This window comes from Halosolutus sp. DAT137 (assembly GCF_059736405.1).
In genome coordinates this window covers 151,531-166,913 of sequence record NZ_JCAQID010000001.1, presented here as the reverse complement: position 1 = coordinate 166,913, position 15,383 = coordinate 151,531, and the positions used below count along the sequence as shown (strand labels likewise).

Below are 15,383 nucleotides of genomic sequence, written 5' to 3'. Positions count from 1 at the left end.
GGGGACGACGGGACGTTCCGAGCTGGCAGCTGTTCGTTCACTGACCGACAGTGTTTTTTGGCTACTGGTGGTGTATCCGATATGCTGATCCCTCCTCGAACAACGACGGTGACGGCGCTACTGTTCGCGATCGTTGCCGTTTTCTGGGGAGGCTCTTACGTCGCAATTACGGTCGGTCTCGACTACGCGCCTCCGACGTTTTTCGCCGCGATTCGCCTCTACATCGCTGCTGCCGTCGTTCTCCCGATTACCATCTTCGGACGAGAACGCTACTGGCCCGTCAGTTCCGAAGAGTGGATACGGGTGCTGATTACTGGCGTATTCGTTACGGGTGCGTCGAGCGGATTCCTGATTTACGGTCAGCAGTTTACGACCAGCGCCGTTGCCGCCGTGATCTTTGCGATGAATCCGATCCTGGCAACGGCGGTCGCCTGGGTTCTGGTGGCCGAAGAACGGCTTGGCCCGTTCGAACTCGCCGGTGTGGGATTCGGCCTCGCGGGCGTCATGATTATCGCGAACCCGGATGCCAACGAGCTGCTCGCGCCGACGACAGTCGGGAACTGGCTCGTACTGTGTGGCGCAGGCGGACTTGCGGTTGGAAGCGTTATTTTACGGCGAATCCGTTCCGAACTTTCGATCACCCCTACGCTTGGTTGGGGCCTTCTCGTAGGCGCTATCGGATTACACCTCGGTAGTCTCGCACTCGGAGAGGCGCGGCCTACCACCCTGGAAACACCATTTTTACTCGCTGCACTGTATCTCGGTATCCCCGGGACCGCCATTGCCTTTCTCGCGTACTATCGCCTCCTCGAAATAGCCGGTGCCATTCGAACCACGCTCGTCTCGTACGTCGTCCCAGCGGTTACCGCTATCATCGTCTGGGTGCTTTTCGGAGAGGTGATTTCGTTCCAGACTGTAATCGGCTTTCTCGTGATCACGTTCGGGTTTGTGCTGACCGAACACCGACGCCTGCGAGCGAATCTTCGGAGCTATCGCCGGGCGATTCGAGAGTGACAATCATGAGTTCTAGACCGATCGGATTGTAAATTAGCCGACGAGGTTGGTGGCGAGATTCGGCATAGGCGAAACGAGGAAAATTTACAATCGTACTACTGTATTTACTTTTGTATGGCGTCCGTTTTTACGGCTCGTTGAGACCGATTTTAGGGGTTAGACTGTTCGGCATTGCCGGAACGATGTTCAGTAATTGCGTCCGATATCACGTGTTGGCGCGGTAGAAGATAGTCCCCAGTTCGGTGTCGTCGAACGGCGACACGGCAGAGCCTAAAGATTTATTTTCCGTCTGGCCGAGTACCGCTATGGACCAGAATCGAGATCGATACGTGAAGTCAGCAGCGACATTGTTCAGCATACTCGACACTGTTCACGAAATGGAGGAAGCGCGAGTCACAGACGTTGCCGACCGACTCGGGCTTCCAAAGAGTACGACACACGACCACCTCAATACGCTCGTCAAACACGAATTTCTCCTCAAATCAGACGAGGGCATCTATCGGACCAGTCTGAAGTGTCTCTGGTACGGGATACAGGCAAAACGTCGAACTGCGCTCGCTGAGATCGCCAGACCCGGACTGGAACAGCTCGCAGACGAGACAGACGAGATCAGTTGGCTCATGATCGAAGAGTACGGGAAAGGAGTCTACCTCGAAAAAGCGGAAGGCAAGCGTGCCGTCCAGCCCTACGGAGAGATCGGGAAACGGGTCCCTCTTCACAATATCGCCGCTGGGAAAGCGATTCTCGCACACCTGCCGGAAGAGCGAGTCAGAGAGATCGCAGCGAAAGAAGGTCTCGAACGCAAAACAGATCGGACCATCGACAACGTCGATGACCTGCTCGAAGAACTCGAGACGATCAGAGAACAGGGGTTTGCGCGAAACGACGGTGAGACCCTGAGCGGGTTCCGAGCAGTTGCGAGTCCCATCATCCACGAGGGGACATCGCTTGCCTCGATCGTCGTATCGGGACCGGAAAACCGCCTCCGTGACGAGCGGTTCCGGACGACGCTGCCCGAACTGGTAACGGGAACGGCAAACGCTATCGAACTGAGCCTGGCGAGCCAGTAATCGCCCGCGACCACCTATCGATCGGACTCAGTACCAGACTGTTCCCCCGTCGACGTTGACGTCCTGTCCGGTTATTCGTCGAGCCCTGGGACCGAGAAGGAACGAAATCGTCTGGGCGACATCGGTGGCCTCGACGAGTTCGCCAAGCGCGGCGTCATCGGTGAAGACCTCTCGTTTTGCCTCCTCGAATGAGATCCCTCGTTGCTCGGCCTGTGCCTCGATGACGCTGTCAATTCTGGGACCAGCGGTTGCACCGGGACACACCGCGTTGACGGTGATGTCGTCGTCGCCCAGTTCGAAGGCGAGCGTTCGGGTCAGCCCAATGACGGCCATCTTCGAGGCTGCATACGGTGTCCGGTCGGGCAACGGTCGCTTCCCACTGATTGACGAGACCGTGACGATAGTCCCGCGGTTGCTTTCTCTGAGATGTGTGACGGCGTGTTTGGTTACCAGGAACGGCCCGCTGGTGTTTACCGCCATCGTTCGTTCCCACTCATCGAGGGAGACATCCTCGACAGGAGCCGTCGGACCGGCAATGCCGGCGTTGTTGACGATGCCATCGATCCCACCGAAGGTTTCGACGGTTTCCTCGATCAGTGCGACGACATCGTCTTCGTCCGTCACGTCAGTCTGAACCGGAAGAGCCCGCTCGCCCGCGTCGGACATTTCTGCGGTCTCCTCGATGCCGTCGCTCCGAGCGGCGAGTGCGACGTTCGCGCCTTCCGAGAGCAATGTGAGAGCAATTTCGCGACCGATTCCGCCGCTCGCACCGGTAACGACGAAGGTGAACCCATCGTGCATGGTGTCCCGATTTGCTCGCTGACGACATATATGTCACGCCCAATTCCGGCCGGTACTGGTAATTGAACGTCACTTTCCCACCCTGCGGATTTAAGACTATTCGGTTCGACCTATTTGGTGTACAATGACTGAAAGTCCTGAGTATCTCAAGCGAGCAGGAGAGACATCAATCGAAATCGATCACGGTGTGACCGAGTCTGTTCAGGAAATCGTCGGTGCAGTCGAAACCCGTGGCGACGACGCGCTGTACGAACTAACGGAACGATTCGATGGCGTCTCGGTCGACGAGTTCCAGATACAAGCACAGGAGATCGAGGACGCTGCGTCGTCACTGACGGCAGCCGAGCGCGAAACGATCGAGAACACGATCGAGAACGTTCGGTCGTTCCACGAGGAACAGCGGACGCATCTCTCGGGGTTCGAAAAAGAGTTCGAGGAGGGTGTTCGACTCGGCCAGCGAATCGTCCCCGTCGAGTCTGCGGGAGCCTACGTTCCCGGCGGACGCCACCCGCTCGTGGCTGCGCCGGCAATGTCGATCGTTCCTGCCGAGGTCGCCGGCGTTGACCGGATCGTGACGTGTGCCCCACCTCAAGAAGATGGAAGCATTCAGCCGGCCCAGTTGTACGCGATGGATCAGGCCGGTGCCGACGAGATTTACAGTATCGGGGGCGCACAGGCCATCGCAGCGATGGCGTACGGGACCGAATCGATCGATCCGGTTGCGAAAGTTACTGGCCCCGGCAACGTGTTCACAACGGAAGCCAAACGGCAGGTCTTCGGCCACGTTGGAATCGACTTCCTCGCCGGTCCCTCGGAAGTCCTCATTCTCGCCGACGAAACCACTGATCCGGACCTCATCGCGACCGACCTGCTTGCACAGGCCGAACACGATCCGAACGCCCGCGCAATTCTCGTCTCGACGGATCGGGACGTCGCTGAAGCCGCCGAAGAGGCGCTCCACGAGCAACTGCCACGCCTCCGAACTGAAGACGTCGCCCGAGAATCCTGGGAACAAAACGGCGAAATCGTTCTTGCCGAGAGCCTCGATGCGGCTATCGATATCAGCAACGAGTATGCAATCGAACACCTCCAGGTGATGATCGACGACCCCCGCTCGATCGTCGATGAGCTCATCAATTACGGCTCGCTGTTCCTTGGCGAGCACTCTCCCGTCGTCTTCGGCGACAAAGCCGTCGGAACGAATCACAGTCTTCCGACCCTCGAGGTTGCTCGATACAGCGGTGGGATCTGGGTCGGAACGTACCTGAAGACGCTCACCCAACAGGAGGCGACGGCCGCCGGCGCTGCCCGGATCGCACCCTGGGCGGCGGCGATCTGTGAACTGGAGGGAACCCACGCCCACCAACTGTCAGCAGAAGCGCGATTCGATCCCGAGATTAGTCCCGACTACGGTCCCAGCAAGTGACCTCGACTCCAACGGACAAACCGAGTTCCGAACTCGGTGCCACATCGACGATCGGATTTCTCAATCGGTCACACCGCGAGCGGACTGTCTCAGCGGCGACTCTCCGCTCTTCGTCGTCGAATAGTCGAGTAGTCGAGTAGATGGATGCACGTCCGAAGTCCACCGTAGTCGCGATCGAGACACACCCCATCGGTTAGGAACGATCCCCGTCAGCGATCGGGAACCACCGCCAGTTGTGGTTTCAGGTAACTCGGTGACCCCATCGAAACGCTGCATTCAGTGGCGCTGATTTACGCGGGAAGTGCATAATAAACACCATAGTAGTTTATATATAACTCTATAAGAAACAGTTATTACCATGACTTGTAGTACTAATGATAGATATTTGAGACCGGCTCGGATCCGCAGTTCCGTCTCCGGAAATGGATTGCCGATCACAACGGATATCTGGAGACTGTACGGTGAATTCACCATACAAAACGTCTACTGGTGGTACCACCCGTTCTAATCGGAGATGGTCGACCAACTACTTCGAGCGTGCGCTATAGACGCAAATTTTGTGATTTTTTTCGGTTTCAAGATCCAGAGCCGGTGAATCAGTAGTAGCTCCCAGTAGGTGGCGGTTCGTCGGTCGCGGTCTCGATCCACACAGAATATATAGAAGAGTATATAAATCTATAAAAATACATATCCATCGAACAAGAGAGGAAATTAGCAATCTAAACTCCACAACAGTTTTCATATCTCTCGAAGTCGCGGCGATCTGGCTGACGCCCGTACCGAAGGTTCGTTTTCCGGGACCAACTACGTAGACAGGCCTATGCACGTTGCGTCGCCCGTCGATAATCGCCGCCTCGATACTGCCGGGTCGCTTATCCCTCACGATCTGCTATACGTCCGCATGGACGACGCACAGCCAGCCGTCGACCCGGTCGTCGCCGCGACAGCCGAGCAGATCGCAACGATGGAGATTCGCGGGGCGGCGACGATCGCTGACGCAGCGGCCGACGCCCTCGCCACCCAGGCCGATCGGTCCGAGGCGACGACGCCGGCCGCGTTTCGCGACGAACTCCGCGCCGCTGCGAAGGAGCTGTACGAGACCCGACCGACAGCCGTCAGCCTCCCGAACGCGCTCCGGTACGTTCTCCGCGGGATGGTCGGGGACACCGTCACGGAGCTGCAAGCGTCGACGATCGCTCGCGCCGAGGAGTTCCGGACCGAACTCGAACAGGCCCAGGATCAGCTCGGAATAGTCGGCGCGAACCGGCTCCGCGACGGTGACGTGGTGATGACCCACTGTCACTCGACGGACGCCCTGGCCTGCATCGAGGCCGCCCTCGACGCCGGCAAGCACGTCGAGGCGATCGTCAAGGAGACCCGGCCGCGAAAGCAGGGTCACATCACGGCCCGACAGCTCCGGGAGTGGGGCGTTCCGGTGACGCTGATCGTCGACAACGCGGCGCGTCGGTATCTGGACGACGCCGACCACGTCCTCGTCGGGGCCGACAGCATCGCTGCCGACGGCAGCGTCATCAACAAGATCGGAACCAGCGGACTGGCAGTGAACGCCCGCGAGCGCGGCGTTCCCGTGATGGTCGCCGCCCAGACGATCAAACTCCACCCCGACACGATGACGGGCCACACCGTCGCGATCGAGATGCGCGACGAGACCGAGGTGCTCCCGGCGGAGGACCGTGAGGCCATCGCCGGCGACCGGGCGGACGACGACGGACTCGTCGTCGAGAACCCCGGCTTCGACGTGACGCCGCCACGGTACGTCGATGCGATCGTCACCGAGCGCGGCCAGTACCCGCCCGAAAGTATCGTGACCCTGATGCGAGAGCTGTTCGGTGAGACGACCGGTGAACCCTGGGAACTCTAAAACGGCCACCTGTATCGGAGGGGCGGGTCGTTCGTATCACTGATTCGGTGATAATCGAAACGTGTTAGTTACTGGTCTGAGCCTATACGGGATATGGTGTTACCCGAGGGGTTCGTCCTCCCGCCGTGGTATCTTCTCGCGCCGCTTCTGGTCATCCTGACCGGTGTCGTTGCGCTGCTCTGGACGGTCGACCCGCCCGTGACCGATCGAACGGTGCTCGCGTTTGCACCGTGGATGATGTTCGGTTCGGTGTTACACGTGCTGCATCGAATCGAGGCCTATCCGGACACCATCGCTGTCCTGTTTAGCTCGCCGAGCGTCTATCTGGTGACCGCGATCGTTGGGGGGCTGGTCTGGCTTCTCGCGACCTTCCTCTATGCGGCGGGTCTTCAGCCGACGATCGCCCGGTTCGTCGGCGTGGCTGGAACGGCGTTTTTCACCGTATTCGCGATGTTTGCGATCATCAGCCAGTGGGAGATGGGATCGTTCAACCCGTTCTGGCCGGTCATCGCGGTCGTCGTTTCGGGAGTCGTCACCGCAATCGCGTGGCTTGCGCTCAGTCTGTGGTTTACCGACGTTGCCGCCATCACGAGCCTTACTGGAGTGCTGGTCGTTTTCGGACACACGTTAGACGGCGTTTCGACGGCGATCGGCTACGACGTCCTCGGTGCCGCTGAGGAGGTCCCGGCCTCGAAACTGATCCTCGAAGCAGGGTCGGCGCTGCCGACCGCCGCGTACATCGGGGGTGGCTGGTTGTTCGTCCTGGTAAAGGTAGCGCTCGCGCTCGTGGTTCTCGGACTCTTCACCGAGTACGTACGAGAGGAACCGCGACAGGCGCGAACGATCCTTGGTCTGGTTGCGGCGGTCGGACTCGGTCCGGGCATTCACAACGTGTTGCTCTTTATGATAAGCGTGAGTTAGCTGACCTCGCCCCCGCTTTACTATAGACTTTTCCGGGCGGCAATCGTTGGTCCGCTCACTGCGAATGGTCTCCGTGCTCACTGCAGGTCATATCAACTGGGACGTGACGCTTCGCGTCGACAGACTCCCCGAGGCCGACGGTGAATCAGCGATTCGTTCACAGACGCAATCCGGCGGCGGCAGCGCCGCGAACGTCGCCGCCGCACTCGCCGGGCTCGAGGTCGACACCGGACTGATCGGCAGCGTTGGCGACGACGACAACGGACTTCTGGCGCGTCGCGAACTCGAGAATGCCGGCGTCTCGCTGACCGACGTTCGGGTCGTCGAGGACGCCCCCACCGCCGTCAAGTACCTCCTTGTCGACGACGACGGTGAGGTTGCGGTGCTCGGAAACGACGGCGTCAACGAGGCAATCACCCCCGCGGACCTCGACCGCGATCGCATCCGGGCGGCTGACCACGTCCATCTCACCGGGCAGCGACCCGATACGGCTGGCGCAATCGCCCGAACCGCACGCGAGGCTGGCGTAACTATCAGCTTCGATCCCGGGCGGCGACTCGACGACCGCGACTACGACGAAGCCCTGTCGATGGCGGATATCGTCTTCGCGAACGATCGCGAGATCGAGACGGTACTCGAAGACGGCTACGCGGCCTCCTCGTTTAGCGATCGGATCGTCGTCGCAAAGTGCGGCGGCGACGGCGCGGTGGTCTACACCCCCGAGAGGCGGTACTCCCACCCCGGATTCGACGTGGAGTCCGTCGACACGACCGGGGCTGGCGACGCGTTCGCCGCGGGCTTCATCGCGACGATCATCGACGGCAGCGAGCCGGGACGACACGCAGCCGGCACGATCGAGCGCGCACTCGAGTACGCAAACGCCTGCGGCGCGCTCACCGCGGCCCGCGACGGCGCACGGAGCGCGCCCGATCGGGCCGCCGTCGAGGCGTTGCTCGCCGCTCGGACCTGACGCCACCTCCCGTAGTCGTCACTCGAAGCGAGGCAGGGCTGTTTCATCAGGAGGTACGGCAAACGTGGCGCTGATCGAACAGTTCGTTCTCAAGGAGTGTCGTCTGACGATACGTATATACGTCACCACGTTGGGGGACACAAATATACGTCACTGACGTAACAAAGAGACATGACTATGATGGACGGAAGGGGGGGCACACCCCACGAGTGCGGGTACAGTCGGCGCATCCGTTACGAGCCGAGTTCGGACGAACCGTTGAGTATCGCCGCTGCGACGGCGCTGGCGCAGTTCCACGGAGAGGACGTGACCGCGGCCAGTACGAATCTCTACGAGTACGTCGACCCAGAGGCACTCGACGCACTCTTTGCGGACACCCACGACGGAACCACGCGGGCGACCGGCACCGTCGAGTTCGAAGCCGACGGCCTGCGAATGGTGATCGATCCCACCTGTATCGAGGTGACGGCGTCGGATTGATCGCCGTCTAACGGAACCCCCATCGTATCGCGTTCCATCGAACCAACGCGTGGATGTACCGCCAGTGGGCGATCGATCCGCGAATCGCCCGGACGATCCGGTTGGCGGGCGGCCGGTCGGGACCCGATCGGGAACCGATCGAGCGGTCGGATCATCAGACCGCGTCCTCGAACCTTTTTTCTCGTCGCCGCCGAAACCGCGGAGTATGGCAACGCAACCGCACCTGTTAGTCGACGAGGGAGACCTCGCAGACATCGCACTCATTCCGGGCGATCCGGGCCGCGTCGATCGAATCGCCGGCCACTGCGACGAGGCCGAAACCGTCGCCCAGAACCGAGAGTACAAGATCGTCAACGCCACCTACGAGGGCAGAGCGCTGACGATCTGTTCGACGGGCATCGGCTGTCCGTCGGCCGCGATCGCGATCGAAGAGATGGCAAACGTCGGCGTCGAGACGGTGATTCGCGTCGGGACGACCGGTGCGCTCCAGTCGGAGATCGAAATCGGCGACATGATCGTCGCGACGGGAGCCGCGAAAAACGAGGGGACGTCGAAGCGCTACGAGGCGGTCGAGTATCCTGCCGTGCCGGAGTACGACGTGCTGTCGGCGCTGGTCGATTCGGCGGAGGCCAACGGCGAGGACGTTCACGTCGGCCCGATCGCCTCGGACGACGCCTACTACGCCGAAACCGACGACGCCGTCGAGGACTGGGAGGCCGCCGGCTTGCTCTCCGTCGAGATGGAGGCCGCCGCAGTCTTCTCGCTGGCACGCCGACGCGGGCTACGCGCCGGGGCGATCTGCACCGTCGACGGCAACCTCGTCGAGGGTACCCAGAAGGGAACCGACACCGAAGACGACGAACTCCCCGAGAAGGCGAAGAACAACGTCGGCCGAGCGATCGACATCGCGCTCACGGCCGCAACTGAGCTGTAGCGGTAGCGATCGAACGCATTGTTTTCGCCTTGAACTGCCGGCTTTCATCGGTGGTCGGACGAAACCGAGCCGAAGCGAGCGAATTCGGGATCGATACCCGGGAGCAATTGCGCCGATCGTCGGGCCGTCTCGGTTGGCTCACCCGGCCAGGACGACCCTCAGCGACGTCCGTCCGTACGCCTACGACGAGGCCGACGTGACGATCGAGGCGATTCAGGAGATCAGCGTCGACACGGACGATGTCATCCCGGATCTGCCCGACCCCGACGAGTACCAGGAAGTCGAGGTTACGAACGAGTCTGCGGGTGTCAGCGTCGAAGTCGGCGGCGACGGCCTCCACGAGACCGAGATCTCGGTGACCGACGAGACGCCGGAGACGGACGATCCGTACCGTGCGGGTCCGGTGGTTCGGATCACCACCGACACCGCGATCGACGAGGCGACCGTCGAGATTCCGGTCGACGAGGATGCCCTCGGTCGGGACGGGAACCTGTCGGTGATGACGTGGGATCCCCACAGTGAGGAGCCCAGGACGCCGTTCGAGACCGAGATCGATCGGCTCCGCTGTCGCGTTCAGTCCTCGAGGAGGGCCTCGGCGAGTGCCATCGTCTGATCGGTCAGTTCTTCGGTCGTCTCGGTGGTGCCACGAAGTGTCTCGTTGATCGACGAAAAGAGCTGGTCGAACGCGACGGCGTCGGGGTCGTCACCAGCCGAGAAACGCCAGGGACCGGTCTCGCGCGTCTCGAGTCCACAGGTGGGGCAGATCCCGGTTTCGTCGGCGTTCGACGCTGCCCCGACGGACGCGAAACAGCCGTGGCACCGATCGAGTCCGGCGACGACCGCTTCGCTCAGGTGAACGGCCTCTCGAAGCTCCGACTGGAGGAGCGTCGCTGTTTCCGTGACTGCCTCGAGATGGGGCGCAACGGCTGGTCCCAACTCGGCACGCTCGACAGTTGCGAGTCGATCGAAGCGAGCGTCGATCGCGTCGATCGAGAGCAAGACATCCCGGCGATCCGAGACGTACTCGGCGGCTGGTCCGCGAGTCTCGTCGGCCGGGTCGCTTCCCTCCCCGAGAGCCGTGGGCAGCGACGTCGCAAGCGACGAGAAGGCAGCAACGTCAGAAATCGTCGCACTCTGCGCCCGACTCGTTTCACGGACGAGTCCGAACAGGGCGTCTCGATCGACGGCCCGTCCCGACTCCGTCTCCGAACCCTGCAGCGTCTCAAAACAGCGCGAGCAGACCGTCACGAGCGAGGATTCGTGCACCGTCCCCTCGGACGGAAGCTTGCCGACCGGATAGGTTTGGACGGTCGTCGGGTCGGACACGCCGCCGACTGCCCCGCAGTTCCGGCACGTGTACTCGTCTCGTTCGAACACGGCACGGCGATCGGCGCGCCACTCGCGGGAAGTCACGGCCCTTCGATCACGGGCGGGCGACAAAAACGCTCCGACGACCGAGCGGGTCAGGCGGTACTCACGGACTGTGACTCGAGAGAAGCGCCCCAAACGCTACCACGAGCCACCTCGTAGACGACGCTATGACCGGCTCGTCGTTCGAACTGGAACAGGCGTACGATCGATCGGAACTGGCCGCAGTACTCGGCGAACTCGCGGCCGCACTCGAGAGTGGGCACACGCTGGAACTGCACACGGCGGACAGTCGCCTCAGCGCGGACTTCCCGTCGCGACTCGTCGCCGAAATCGAGTCCGACTGGAAGGACGAAACGGAACCCGCGGTGGCCGAATTCGAACTCGAACTCGAGTGGGACGACCCCGACGGGTCGAGCATCCGCGTCGAGACCGCCGAAGACATCGAATCATCCAACGAGTCCGCACCAGGGGACGGGGGGCAGTCGGAACATCCGGCCACAGCGGTGATGGGGCCGGAGGCCGTGCCCGGCAGGACGGACGGGGACAGTGCGGACCATCCCGTGGAACGCGCACTGACGACGAGCGAGCGAACCGTGACGAGCGAGCGCACCAGCCGCTTCGAGGTGTACCAGGACCGGGCCGAGGAGTGGCGGTGGCGACTCGTCCACTGGAACGGGAACATCATCGCCGACAGCGGCGAGGGGTACTCCACGCGGTCGAACGCGAAACGCGCCGCGAGGGGTGTGATGCGGGCGGCACCGGCCGCGATGATCGTGGATCGCGAGTCGTAGCCGTCGATCCCGGTGCGCGCCTCGAGCGATCGACGTGAGCCGACGGTCAGACCTCGAGAGCCTCGGCGTCGATCGTCGAGACCCATCTCCCCCGTTCGTACCTGAGCGACGGCGTCGAATCGTCGGGGACGGCGTTGTACCGCCGCAGGAATCGAATCACGCCGCGCTTCCCCCCGAAATCGCCGCGGTAACGCCGGAAGAGCGTGGGGACCGTCGCTACGTCTCGTTCGGAGTCGTACTGGACGTTTTCCTCGAGAAACCACGTGATCGCGATGTCCAGATCCCCGTCGATGTCTTCGGGCGAGTAGACGGTGACTGGCGGAAACTGTTCGGTGCTACGGGGCAGGGCGAAGTGAATCCGCGGATCGCACTCCTCGAGTCGAAATCGACGCTCGAACGCGGAGGGAAACGGGCGGGGGACGTAGCCAAACCCCCAGGGGTGTTTCGACCGGCGGAGCAGGCCGTGTTCGATGTCGTTCAGACTGAGCCAGATGCCCGCGATGGGAATCCGATCGCGGCCGAAAAACCGGAACCGATCGCGAAAGCCGCCCTCGATCGGATTCCGGTCGCTCTCCGCCTCGAGCAGTAACTGGGTGTAGGCGTTGTAACAGTTGAGCCAGAAGGAGAGTCGCCGCTCTCGCGTCGACAGCGCCCGCTCGAGTCGTGTCGCCTCGAGCGAAGCGAGTTGTGTTTGTAACCACTCGGAGTCCCCCTCAGTTTTGACCGTATAGAGGAGATCAGCCGACAGCAAGAGGGGGTCGAGCTGGGTCGACATTCGATCGCCAGTTCGCCCGGCAGACCCTTGAAGCAGTGTGGAGGCTTCCGTGGACTGTCTTGGGTCAGAACACGTCGGGGCTGGTTTTATCCGACAGACCGTCGATTACTCCCACGTGAATCTCAGCAGGGGGTATCTCCTCGCGCTCGTCGGAATCTTCGCGTACCTCTCGCTCCAACTGGTCCTTCCGTTCGCCCAGTACGTCCTCGGGGCTATCCTCATCGCGTTCGTGCTGTTCCCGCTCCAGTGGCGACTCGAGCGCCACGTCTCGTCGACTATCGCAGCGTTCGCGCTCGTCATCCTCGCTCTCGTCGGCTTCATCGTTCCGTTCGTCATCGTCGCGGTCGCGATCGCCGAAGACGTTGCCACGATGCTTCGGGAACTCGATCCCGAAGCGCTGCAACTGGCGGAGATCGAGGGGACCATCGAGGACGAAACGGGACTGAGCGTCGACCTGACGGAGCAACTGGCCGGCTCTGCAGAGCAGATCGGAACGATCGTGCTCGAGCAGACGACCGCGTGGTTCAGTGCGCTCACCCACGCCCTGATCGGGCTCGGCGTCATGCTCTTCGTGCTGTACTATCTGCTGAAAGACGGGGACAATCTCATGACGTGGCTCAGGGAGGTGACGCCGCTCCCGGCGGACGTCCAGGACGACCTCTACCGCGAACTGAGCGAGGTGATGTGGGCGGTGCTAGCCGGCCACGTCCTGATCGCGATCGTCCAGGGGGTAATCGCCGGCCTCGGGCTGTTCGCGACCGGGATTCCGAACGCGGCGTTCTGGACGTTCATCATGGTGATCCTCGCGTTGATTCCGCTGATCGGCGCACCGCTGGTGTGGATCCCCGCCTGCATCTACCTCTTCGTGATCGGCCAGCCGGTAGCGGCGATCGCACTCGCCGTCTACAGCACCATCATCGTCGGCGTCTCCGACGACTATCTGCGCCCGATCGTCGTCGATCGGTTCGCCAGGATCAGCCCCGCCGTCATCATCGTCGGCGTTCTGGGCGGGATCTACGCCTTCGGGATTATGGGGCTGTTTTTCGGCCCCGTGATCGCCGGCGCGTTCATCGCGACGGTCAACGTCGTCGACGACAACTACGATCGGCTCGAACGCGCCGACAGAAGCGACGGGGCGTCCTGACCGCAGTCGGTCGCGACCGATCGCGATCCGTCGGGCTTTTGCACGACCGGACCGGACGAAGGAATACCGACGAGAATGGCCCGGTATCACATCGAGACGTACGGCTGTACGTCCAATCGCGGGGAGAGTCGCGAGATCGAGCGACGGCTCCGCGATGCGGGCCACCACCGCGTCGACGGCACGGCAGAGGCCGACGTCGCGATTTTGAACACCTGTACCGTCGTCGAGAAAACCGAGCGGAACATGCTCCGCCGGGCCGAGGAGTTAGCCGAGGAGACCGCGGACCTGTTCATCACGGGCTGTATGGCACTCGCTCAGGGCGAGGAGTTCGCGAAGGCCGACGTCGACGGACAGGTGCTCCACTGGGACGAGGTGCCGGAGGCGGTCACGAACGGCGAGTGTCCCACGACCACGCCGGACGCAGAACCCATCCTCGACGGCGTCGTCGGCATTCTTCCGATCGCGCGAGGGTGTATGTCCGACTGCTCGTACTGTATCACCAAGCAGGCGACGGGCAAGATCGACTCGCCGCCGATCGAGGAGAACGTCGACAAAGCCCGCGCGCTGATCCACGCCGGGGCGAAGGAGATCCGGATCACGGGCCAGGACACCGGCGTCTACGGCTGGGACGAGGGCGAGCGCAAGCTCCACCGGTTGCTCGATCGAATCTGCGACATCGACGGCGACTTCCGCGTTCGCGTGGGGATGGCCAATCCGAAGGGCGTCCACGGCATCCGCGACGAACTCGCCGCGGTCTTCGCTGAAAACGAGGAACTCTACGACTTCTTACACGCACCCGTCCAGTCGGGCAGCGACGACGTACTCGGGGACATGCGCCGCCAGCACCAGGTCGCGGAGTATCTCGAGGTCGTCGAGACGTTCGACGCACACCTCGAGTACTGGACGCTCTCGACCGACTTCATCGTCGGGTTCCCCACCGAAACCGACGCCGACCACGAGCAGTCGATGGCCCTGCTCCGAGAGACCCGCCCCGAAAAGATCAACGTCACCCGCTTCTCGAAGCGCCCGGGAACCGACGCCGCCGATATGAAGGGACTGGGCGGCACGATCAAGAAGGAGCGATCGACCGAGATGAGCGCGGTGAAACGCGAGATCGTGCGCGATGCGTACGCGGACATGGTCGGCCAGACGCGCGAAGACGTACTCGTCGTCGAGGAGGGCACCGCCGACTCCGTGAAGTGTCGCGACTCGGCCTACCGCCAGATCATCGTCCAGAACGCCAGCGAGTACGGTCTCGAACCCGGCGATTTCGTCGATCTCGAGATTACGGCCCACGAGACGATGTACGCCTTCGGAACCCCAAAATAACTCCCGGTCGAGACCCAGGACGTGGGAATTGTGGCGAATGTACAGGGAGCGGCAGCCGAAAGGAGACGTATGCCTCCGACAGTCGATCGACCGACCTCGTGTGCGCGCGTCGATCACGACGGGACGATCGGGTGTGACCCACAGCGAATCGTCGACCTCCTCAGCGACGTCGACGCCCGCAGCGTGTATCGAAACGTCCAGACGCCGGCGACGGTCCAAGAACTCGCTGCGAAACTCGACCTCTCCCAGTCGACGGCGTACAGAAAGGTGGACGCCCTCCGTGAGGCCGGGCTGATCAGGCGGCTCGCCGGACAGTCCCGCAGTGGAGAGGCGGCGTACTACGTCCGCGCGATCGACTGCGTGTCGATCACCTACGACGACCCAATACGCATCGAGTGCACCCGAAGCGGGAGGACGCTGTGGTGTGAGCCCTGATCACGGATCGACCAGAACCGGGAGGAAGACGACAGCGCGT

Annotated in this window: 16 protein-coding genes; 13 read left to right on the top strand and 3 right to left on the bottom strand. The window is 62.1% G+C overall.

Annotation, left to right across the window (positions count from 1 at the left end):
- The first annotated feature begins 81 nt into the window (after positions 1-81).
- Both AC6I6L_RS00830 and AC6I6L_RS00825 read left to right on the top strand, forming a co-directional pair.
- Entirely contained in the window at positions 82-1,014 is a 933-nt protein-coding gene (locus tag AC6I6L_RS00830) for a DMT family transporter (protein ID WP_497915816.1), read from the top strand.
- A 305-nt stretch (positions 1,015-1,319) separates the two neighbouring features.
- The gene (locus tag AC6I6L_RS00825; RefSeq protein WP_497915815.1) at positions 1,320-2,084 is read left to right on the top strand and encodes an IclR family transcriptional regulator; all 765 of its coding nucleotides are present in this window, start codon (positions 1,320-1,322) and stop codon (positions 2,082-2,084) included.
- A 27-nt stretch (positions 2,085-2,111) separates the two neighbouring features.
- Here AC6I6L_RS00825 and AC6I6L_RS00820 read toward each other — a convergent pair whose 3' ends face one another.
- A complete protein-coding gene (locus tag AC6I6L_RS00820) occupies positions 2,112-2,885 on the bottom strand; it encodes an SDR family NAD(P)-dependent oxidoreductase (RefSeq protein WP_497915814.1) in 774 nt (257 codons plus the stop codon).
- A gap of 124 nt (positions 2,886-3,009) precedes the next feature.
- Between AC6I6L_RS00820 and hisD the strand changes: the two genes are divergently transcribed.
- From hisD to AC6I6L_RS00785, 7 genes are all read left to right on the top strand, one after another.
- Complete coding sequence (gene hisD / locus AC6I6L_RS00815) at positions 3,010-4,311, top strand: histidinol dehydrogenase (RefSeq protein WP_497915813.1); 1,302 nt, start codon at positions 3,010-3,012, stop codon at positions 4,309-4,311.
- 901 nt (positions 4,312-5,212) lie between these two features.
- Positions 5,213-6,193, top strand: a complete 981-nt coding sequence (locus tag AC6I6L_RS00810; RefSeq protein ID WP_497915812.1) for a ribose 1,5-bisphosphate isomerase — start codon at positions 5,213-5,215, stop codon at positions 6,191-6,193.
- A gap of 93 nt (positions 6,194-6,286) precedes the next feature.
- Positions 6,287-7,114: a DUF63 family protein gene (locus AC6I6L_RS00805; RefSeq protein ID WP_497915811.1), complete on the top strand. Its 828-nt coding sequence runs from the start codon at positions 6,287-6,289 to the stop codon at positions 7,112-7,114.
- Between the two features lie 64 nt (positions 7,115-7,178).
- Positions 7,179-8,084, top strand: a complete 906-nt coding sequence (locus AC6I6L_RS00800; RefSeq protein ID WP_497915810.1) for an ATP-dependent ribose-1-phosphate kinase — start codon at positions 7,179-7,181, stop codon at positions 8,082-8,084.
- A 177-nt stretch (positions 8,085-8,261) separates the two neighbouring features.
- A complete protein-coding gene (locus AC6I6L_RS00795) occupies positions 8,262-8,564 on the top strand; it encodes a HalOD1 output domain-containing protein (protein ID WP_497915809.1) in 303 nt (100 codons plus the stop codon).
- A gap of 205 nt (positions 8,565-8,769) precedes the next feature.
- Entirely contained in the window at positions 8,770-9,498 is a 729-nt protein-coding gene (locus tag AC6I6L_RS00790; RefSeq protein ID WP_497915808.1) for a guanosine phosphorylase, read from the top strand.
- A gap of 133 nt (positions 9,499-9,631) precedes the next feature.
- The gene (locus AC6I6L_RS00785; protein ID WP_497915807.1) at positions 9,632-10,111 is read left to right on the top strand and encodes a hypothetical protein; all 480 of its coding nucleotides are present in this window, start codon (positions 9,632-9,634) and stop codon (positions 10,109-10,111) included.
- On the opposite strand, the gene AC6I6L_RS00780 is transcribed toward AC6I6L_RS00785, so the two are convergent.
- Positions 10,072-10,911: an HNH endonuclease gene (locus AC6I6L_RS00780; RefSeq protein WP_497915806.1), complete on the bottom strand. Its 840-nt coding sequence runs from the start codon at positions 10,909-10,911 to the stop codon at positions 10,072-10,074. The two genes, AC6I6L_RS00785 and AC6I6L_RS00780, sit on opposite strands and share 40 nt — an antisense overlap.
- A 125-nt stretch (positions 10,912-11,036) precedes the next feature.
- Here AC6I6L_RS00780 and AC6I6L_RS00775 point away from each other — a divergent pair, with 125 nt between their 5' ends.
- Positions 11,037-11,660, top strand: a complete 624-nt coding sequence (locus AC6I6L_RS00775) for an amphi-Trp domain-containing protein (RefSeq protein WP_497915805.1) — start codon at positions 11,037-11,039, stop codon at positions 11,658-11,660.
- A 46-nt stretch (positions 11,661-11,706) separates the two neighbouring features.
- On the opposite strand, the gene AC6I6L_RS00770 is transcribed toward AC6I6L_RS00775, so the two are convergent.
- A complete protein-coding gene (locus AC6I6L_RS00770) occupies positions 11,707-12,435 on the bottom strand; it encodes a DUF547 domain-containing protein (protein ID WP_497915804.1) in 729 nt (242 codons plus the stop codon).
- Between the two features lie 115 nt (positions 12,436-12,550).
- Between AC6I6L_RS00770 and AC6I6L_RS00765 the strand changes: the two genes are divergently transcribed.
- The 3 genes from AC6I6L_RS00765 to AC6I6L_RS00755 all read left to right on the top strand — a co-directional run bounded on the left by AC6I6L_RS00765 (position 12,551) and on the right by AC6I6L_RS00755 (position 15,343).
- Positions 12,551-13,579: an AI-2E family transporter gene (locus AC6I6L_RS00765; RefSeq protein WP_497915803.1), complete on the top strand. Its 1,029-nt coding sequence runs from the start codon at positions 12,551-12,553 to the stop codon at positions 13,577-13,579.
- A 75-nt stretch (positions 13,580-13,654) separates the two neighbouring features.
- Positions 13,655-14,908 carry a tRNA (N(6)-L-threonylcarbamoyladenosine(37)-C(2))-methylthiotransferase gene (locus AC6I6L_RS00760; protein WP_497915802.1) on the top strand — a complete coding sequence of 418 codons (1,254 nt, stop codon included), beginning with the start codon at positions 13,655-13,657 and terminating at the stop codon, positions 14,906-14,908.
- Between the two features lie 69 nt (positions 14,909-14,977).
- A complete protein-coding gene (locus tag AC6I6L_RS00755) occupies positions 14,978-15,343 on the top strand; it encodes a helix-turn-helix domain-containing protein (protein ID WP_497915801.1) in 366 nt (121 codons plus the stop codon).
- Positions 15,344-15,383 lie beyond the last annotated feature (40 nt).